Below are 6,588 nucleotides of genomic sequence, written 5' to 3'. Positions count from 1 at the left end.
CCGAGCCCCTCGGCTTCCCCCCACATCTCAAATACAAGGAAAACCCGATGACATTCCCGCTTGACAACAAAAGCCCCATACGAGTCCGCCCATGACGGTCGCGGATGAAGCAACCGTCTTCGTCTGCTAGCCCTGGCGTCGCGAAGGTCCTCGCCCGACGGGCGGAGGAACGGCCCGACCCTCACTCCTCGTCGAACAGCGGCATCGGTGCGGCATTCCCGGCAGGCGTCGCCTGCCCCGCCGGCGCCGGCAGGCCGAGATGGCGGAAGGCGTGCGGCGTCAGCACGCGCCCGCGCGGCGTGCGCTGCAGGAAACCCTGCTGGATCAGGTAGGGCTCGATGATGTCCTCGATGGCATCGCGCGGCTCGGACAGGGCCGCGGCGATGGTCTCCACCCCGACCGGGCCGCCGCCGAAGGAGAGCGCGATCAGCTTGAGGTAGCGGTTGTCCATGGCGTCGAGCCCGGCATCGTCGACCTCCAGCGCCTTGAGGGCCTTGTCGGCGATCTCGCGGCCGACCTCCTGCGAGCCGAGCACCGCGGCGAAGTCGCGCACGCGGCGCAGCAGCCGGCCGGCGATGCGCGGCGTGCCGCGGGCGCGCCGGGCGATCTCGTTGGCGCCGTCCTCGGTCACGGCGACGCCGAGCACCCGGCCGCCGCGCTTGACGATCAGCTCCAGCTCCGCGACCGTGTAGAACTGCAGCCGCACCGGGATGCCGAAGCGGTCGCGCAGCGGCGTGGTCAGGAGGCCGGCACGGGTGGTGGCGCCGACCAGGGTAAAGCGGGCGAGGTCGATGCGCACCGAGCGCGCCGCCGGCCCTTCGCCGATGATCAGGTCGATATGGTAGTCCTCCATCGCCGGATAGAGGATCTCCTCCACCGCCGGGTTGAGGCGGTGGATCTCGTCGATGAACAGGACGTCGCGGTCCTCCAGATTGGTGAGCAGCGCGGCGAGGTCGCCGGCCTTGGCGATGACCGGCCCGGCGGTGGCGCGGAAATTGGCGCCGAGCTCGCGGGCCACGATCTGGGCCAGCGTGGTCTTGCCGAGGCCGGGCGGGCCGACGAACAGCACGTGGTCGAGCGCGTCGCCGCGGGCGCGGGCCGCCTCGATGAACACCGAGAGGTTCCGGCGCGCCTGGGCCTGGCCGACGAACTCGTCGAGGATCTGCGGCCGGAGCTTGGTGTCGGCCGAATCTTCCTCGCGGCGCTCGCCGGCGATGAGGCGGCGGGGCGGAGAAGCCGGCCCGCTCATTTCGCCAGCTCCTTCAGGCCCAGGCGGATGAGCCGCGCCGTCTCAGCGGCCTCCCCGGCTTCACGCAGCGCCGCGGCGACGGCGGCCGAGGCCTGCGCCTGGCCATAGCCGAGATTGACCAGGGCCGAGACCGCGTCGGCCACCGGCGCTGGGGCGCGGGCATCGCCGAGGTCGCCCTGGAGCCTGGCGAGATCCGGCGCGATGCCGTCGAAGGAGGGCACGCGGTCCTTCAGCTCGGTGACGATGCGCTGGGCCACCTTCGGGCCGACGCCGGGCGCCCGCGCGACGACGACCTTGTCGCCGAGCGCGATGGCCGAGGCGAGGTCCGAGGCCTTCAGGGTGGATAGGATCGCCAGCGCCACCTTGGTGCCGACGCCCTGCACCGTCTGCAGCAGGCGGAACCATTCGCGCTCCAGGTCGGTGGCGAAGCCGAACAGGCGGATCTGGTCCTCGCGCACATAGGTCTCGATGGCGAGCGTCGCCAACTCGCCGGCCGCGGGCAGGCCGGCCAGCGTGCGGCTGGAGCAGAAGACGACATAGCCGACGCCGCCGACGTCGAGGATCACCCAGTCCTCGCCGGCACTGTCGACGATGCCGCGCAGCTTCCCGATCATGCGAATCGCGTTTCCTGTTTGTACGCCGCTTTATGAGCGCTGGCGCGAGGGGTGTCGAGCGGCGGGCGGCGCAAGGGTGTGGGTTCGGGGGGCGGAGGAACGGCGGGGCTTTCGCCATGGCCGCTGGCCACGGCACCAGGGCCGTCATGGCCGCGCTTGATCCGCCCATGACGGTCGCGGATGAGGCGGCCGTTACAAGTCTTGCCGCGCGACGTCGGAGATCGCGACGCGGCGGCCTCGGCCCGGACCGATTCCCGACGGCTGCACGCGTCCGGTTCTTGCGCGAGGCCCGGCAAGTCCGTCATCGTCGTGGCCGGACAAGTCCCCATGACGCGCGGATGAGATGCAAAGCGCCGTGATCCTCGGACCGGAGACCGGTCGATGCGCCTGAGGCAGCGGCTCGGCGGCATCGGCGAGGCCTTTGCCGATCGCAATTTCCGCCTCTATTCCGTGGGGTCCATCGTCTCCTGGATCACCTATTTCGTGCAGCAGATCGCCTTTTCCTGGGCGGCCTGGGAGCTCACCCGCTCGCCGGCCTGGCTGGCGGCCATCGTGCTGCTCGATGCGCTCGCCAATGTGCTGCTGCTGCCGTTCGGCGGGGCGCTGGCCGATCGCATCGACCGTCTGAGGATGGTCGTGACCGCCTATGGCTTCGACTTCCTCAAGGCGCTCGTCCTCACGGTCCTGGCGTTCACCGGACAGCTGACGCTGCCGGTGCTGTGCGTCTGCGCGGTGCTGCACGGGGTCATCCATGCGTTCAGCGTGCCGGCATCCTATGGCATGATGCCCCGCTTCGTGGCGCGCGAGCGCCTGCCTGCGGCGATCGCGGTCAGCGCCTCCTACACGCAGTTCGCAATTTTCGCCGGCCCGGCCATCGCCGGATGGATCCTGGTGCATGGCGGCGTGGCGGCGGCCTTCGCGACCAACGTCGCCGGCTACCTCGTCTATTTCGCGACGGTGTGTTTCCTGCGGACCCCCGAGGGCTACCGCCAGTCGAGGTCCGACCGCCGCTCCTTCCTGGCGGACGTGCCGGAGGGCGCGCGCTACATCCTGCGGCACGGCGGCATCCGCGCGCTCCTGGCGATGATGCTGGCGGGGGACGCGCTCCTGGCCACCGTCTACCAGCTGATGCCGGCCTACAGCGACACGCTGCTCGGCGCCGGCATCGGCGGCGTCTCGATCCTGCTCGGAACGGGCGGCCTCGGCGCGACGCTGGCGGCGCTCTGGCTGGCGCATGGCGGCTCCGTCCGCACCACGCCGCTGCGGGTGTTCTGGGCCTTCCTCCTGTTCACGCTCGCCGTCGGCGGGCTCGCCGCCTCGCCGGCCCTCCTCATCTCCGTGCCGCTCATGCTGATCTTCGGATTCGCCGGCGAGACCGCCCGGACCGCCACCCTCGCCATCCTCCAGACCACGGTGGACGATGCCCAGCGCGGGCGGGTGATGAGCACGCGCTTCCTGCTGCAGCGGGCGGCGGGAGGGCTCGGGGCCCTGGCCGTCGGCGGCTTTGCGCAGACGGTCGGGATGCGGCTGCCGATGCTCGTCGTCGCGGCCGTGGCCCTGGCCGCCTGGGGCATCGCCTGGACCGGCCGGTCGCGGATCCTGGCCGCGTTCGATCCCGCCGACGAGGCCGTTCCGGCCGTGAGCGGCGGCAGGCGCACTCCCTGATCGCGCCGCCGTCACGCCCGCGCCAGCATCGCCTCCAGGCTGCGGCGGCCGCGATGGTTCGCATGGGTGATGGCGATGGCCAGGGCGTCGGCGGCGTCGTCCGACTTCGGATCGGCCTTGGGCAGCAGGATCTTGATCATCAGGCGGATCTGCTGCTTCTCGGCATGGCCGGCGCCGACCACGGTCTTCTTCACCAGGTTCGGCGCATATTCGCCGACCGGCAGGCCGGCGCGGGCCGGCACCAGCAGGGCGATGCCGCGGGCCTGGCCGAGCTTCAGCGTCCCGGCCGCGTCCTTGTTGACGAAGGTCGCCTCCACCGCCGCCTCGTCCGGGGCGTGGCGCGCCACCACCTCGCTGAGGCCGTCGTGCAGCGAGACGAGACGGCGGGCGAGCTCGTCCTTGTCGTCCGAGGTCACCGTGCCGCAGGCGACGAAGATCAGCTTGTTGCCGACCACGTCGATCACCCCCCAGCCGGTGCGGCGGAGGCCCGGATCGATGCCGAGGATGCGGACGGGCGTCATGACAAGGCGATTATGGCACAGAGGTTACGATTCTGTGCCGGCCGGCGAAGCGCCCGCGCGGATCATTCGCCCATCTTGGCCATCAGGGCGTCCGACACCTCGAAATTGGCGTAGACGTGCTGGACGTCGTCGTGGTCGTCGAGCGTGTCGACCAGCTTGAGCAGCTTCTCGCCCGCCTCGTCGTCGACCTTGATGGTGTTCTGCGCCCGCCAGACCAGGGCGGACTTGCGCGCTTCGCCGAGCCGCTCCTCCAGCGCCTTGCCGACCTCGGCGAGGCTCTCGGCGGCGCAGACGAATTCGTGGCCGTCCTCGGAGGAGGAGCAATCGTCGGCGCCGGCCTCCAGCGCCGCCTCAAGCATGGCGTCGGGGCTGCCCTTGTCGGCGTCGTATTCGATGATGCCGACGCGATCGAACATGAAGGCGACGGCGCCGGTCTCGGCCAGGTTGCCGCCGGCCTTGGTGAAGTAGGAGCGCACGTCCGAGGCGGTGCGGTTGCGGTTGTCGGTCAGCGCTTCGACGATCAGCGCCACGCCGCCCGGCCCGTAGCCTTCGTAACGGATCTCGTCATAGTTCTCGCCGTCGCTGCCGGAGGCCTTCTTGATGGCTCGGTCGATATTGTCCCGCGGCATGTTCTCGACCCGGGCGGCGAGCACGGCGGCGCGCAGGCGGGCATTGAATTTGGGGTCGGGCAGGCCGAGCTTGGCGGCGACGGTGATCTCGCGCGCCAGCTTGGAGAACAGTTTCGAGCGCTGCGCATCCTGCTTGCCCTTGCGGTGCATGATGTTGGCGAACTGGGAATGACCGGCCATGCTCTCGTCTCGTCTCGGATGTCTCGCGGGGGCCGCGCCGTCGCGCGGCATATGATGCTGTGGCGGGGCTTATAGGGGCGGAGACGCCGAAAATCCATCGCTTCGCGGCAGGAACTCGCTTTGCGCGCGACGCCAGCCGATCCCCTCCCCCTTGCGGGGAGGGGTACGGGGTGGGGGTCCATCAGGAAAGGCGCGACCCGCGTCAAAGGGCGACCCTTGTCAGGCGCGCCGCCTTGTTCTGCACGACCCCCACCCCTTGCCCCTCCCCGCAAGGGGGAGGGGAATGGCTAGCGTCGCGCCCTCACCCCTCCCAGAACCCCGGCACGGCCTCCGACAGCACGCCGCCGAGGCGCACCGGCGCCACCTTCACGGCGAGGCCGGTGGCGTCGTCGGTCTCGACCGCCAGGCCGCAGAGCGTCGCCTCGCCCGTGGCCGGTTCGAAGCGCGCGCCCGGGGTCTTGTGGAGGAAGCGGCGCACCGGCTCCTCCTTGTCCATGCCGAGCACGCTGTCATAGTCGCCGCACATGCCGGCGTCGGAGACGAAGGCGGTGCCGTGCGGCAGGATGCGGTGGTCGGCGGTCGGGGCATGGGTATGGGTGCCGACCACCAGGCTGACGCGGCCGTCGAGGAAGGCGCCGAGCGACTGCTTCTCGCTGGTGGCCTCGGCGTGGACGTCGACCAGGATGGCATCGGCCACCCGGCCGAGCGGGCAGGCCTCGATCTCGCGCTCGGCGGCGAGGAAGGGATCGTCCATCGCGTCCATGAACACGCGGCCCATCACCTGCACCACCAGGAGCCGCGCCCCGTTGGGCAGGTCGATCAGCGCGGCGCCGCGGCCGGGCGTGCCCCTGGGATAGTTGGCCGGGCGCACCAGGCGCGGCGCCCGCTCGATGAACACCAGGGCCTCGCGCTGGTCGAAGGCGTGGTTGCCGAGCGTCACCGCATCGGCGCCGGCCGCGACGATCTCCTCGAAGATCGCCTCGGTCAGGCCGAAGCCGCCGGCGGCGTTCTCGCCGTTGATGACGACGGCGTCGAGCTTCCAGCGCTGACGCAGGGCCGGCAAGCGGTCGATCACGGCGTTGCGGCCGGTCCGCCCGACAATGTCGCCGAGGAAGAGCAGCCGCATCAGGCCGTGGCTCCGGCAAGGATCCACTCGCGCTCGGTGGCGATGGCGTCGAGCGGCACGTCGTGCGGCTCGGCCGGCACTCCCTCGAGTTCCTGGCAGGCGAAGGCGACGCCGAGCGCCACCACGGGATGCATGGCGCGCAGCTTCGGGATGGTGCGGTCGTAGAAGCCGGCGCCGTAGCCGATGCGGTAGCAGCGCCGGTCGAAGCCGACGGGCGGGGCGACCAGCACCTGCGGAAACACTTCCGGCGCCTCGGCAGGCGGCTCGGGAATGTTCATGTGGCCCTTGACCAAGGGATCGCCCGGCTTCCAGGCGCGGAACACCAGGGGCTGGCCGAATTTCGGCGTGCAGGGCAGGCCGATCGCCCGGCCGGCGGCGGCGAGGCGCTCGATCAGGCCGCCGGGATGCAGCTCGTCGCGGATGGCGGAGTAGAGGCCGACGACGCCTTGCGTCGCCGTCAGCCGGGCTAAGGCGCGCTCGGCGATCGCCTCGGTCGCCCGGTGCCGCTCCTCGCCCTTCACCGCGGCACGCTTCGCGATCGCCTGGTTGCGGAGCGCGATCTTGATCTCGGTGGAAGGCATGAAGGGCTGGACGGACCTGCGAA

The 6,588-nt window shown here is 71.0% G+C and carries 7 protein-coding genes; 1 reads left to right on the top strand and 6 read right to left on the bottom strand.

The genetic code is table 11. The features are described 5' to 3' along the window. Positions 1-181: 181 nt before the first annotated feature. Together ruvB and ruvA are read right to left on the bottom strand one after the other, a co-directional pair. Positions 182-1,249, bottom strand: coding sequence for a Holliday junction branch migration DNA helicase RuvB (ruvB, locus tag QO011_RS25220; RefSeq protein ID WP_307278168.1), 1,068 nt, complete (start codon positions 1,247-1,249; stop codon positions 182-184). Further along, positions 1,246-1,863 (bottom strand): Holliday junction branch migration protein RuvA, encoded by a 618-nt coding sequence (gene ruvA / locus QO011_RS25215; protein ID WP_307278166.1) that lies wholly within the window; start codon positions 1,861-1,863, stop codon positions 1,246-1,248. Before ruvA ends, ruvB begins: the two co-directional genes overlap by 4 nt. Before the next feature lie 381 nt (positions 1,864-2,244). On the opposite strand from ruvA, the gene QO011_RS25210 reads away from it, so the two are divergent. Beyond that, positions 2,245-3,528 carry an MFS transporter gene (locus QO011_RS25210; protein WP_307278164.1) on the top strand — a complete coding sequence of 428 codons (1,284 nt, stop codon included), beginning with the start codon at positions 2,245-2,247 and terminating at the stop codon, positions 3,526-3,528. 11 nt (positions 3,529-3,539) lie between these two features. On the opposite strand, the gene ruvC is transcribed toward QO011_RS25210, so the two are convergent. From ruvC to QO011_RS25190, 4 genes are all read right to left on the bottom strand, one after another. Continuing rightward, on the bottom strand, positions 3,540-4,049 hold the full coding sequence (gene ruvC, locus QO011_RS25205; protein ID WP_307278160.1) for a crossover junction endodeoxyribonuclease RuvC: 510 nt from the start codon (positions 4,047-4,049) through the stop codon (positions 3,540-3,542). Positions 4,050-4,111: 62 nt separating this feature from the next. Further along, entirely contained in the window at positions 4,112-4,858 is a 747-nt protein-coding gene (locus QO011_RS25200; protein WP_307278158.1) for a YebC/PmpR family DNA-binding transcriptional regulator, read from the bottom strand. A 301-nt stretch (positions 4,859-5,159) separates the two neighbouring features. Then, positions 5,160-5,984: a TIGR00282 family metallophosphoesterase gene (locus QO011_RS25195; RefSeq protein ID WP_307278156.1), complete on the bottom strand. Its 825-nt coding sequence runs from the start codon at positions 5,982-5,984 to the stop codon at positions 5,160-5,162. Continuing rightward, positions 5,984-6,565: a 5-formyltetrahydrofolate cyclo-ligase gene (locus QO011_RS25190; RefSeq protein WP_307278152.1), complete on the bottom strand. Its 582-nt coding sequence runs from the start codon at positions 6,563-6,565 to the stop codon at positions 5,984-5,986. The genes QO011_RS25195 and QO011_RS25190 overlap by 1 nt, the downstream gene beginning before the upstream one ends. Positions 6,566-6,588 lie beyond the last annotated feature (23 nt).

Origin of the sequence: Labrys wisconsinensis (genome assembly GCF_030814995.1) — a bacterium.
Lineage (GTDB): Bacteria > Pseudomonadota > Alphaproteobacteria > Rhizobiales > Labraceae > Labrys > Labrys wisconsinensis.
This window is presented reverse-complemented; position numbering and strand designations above follow the sequence as displayed.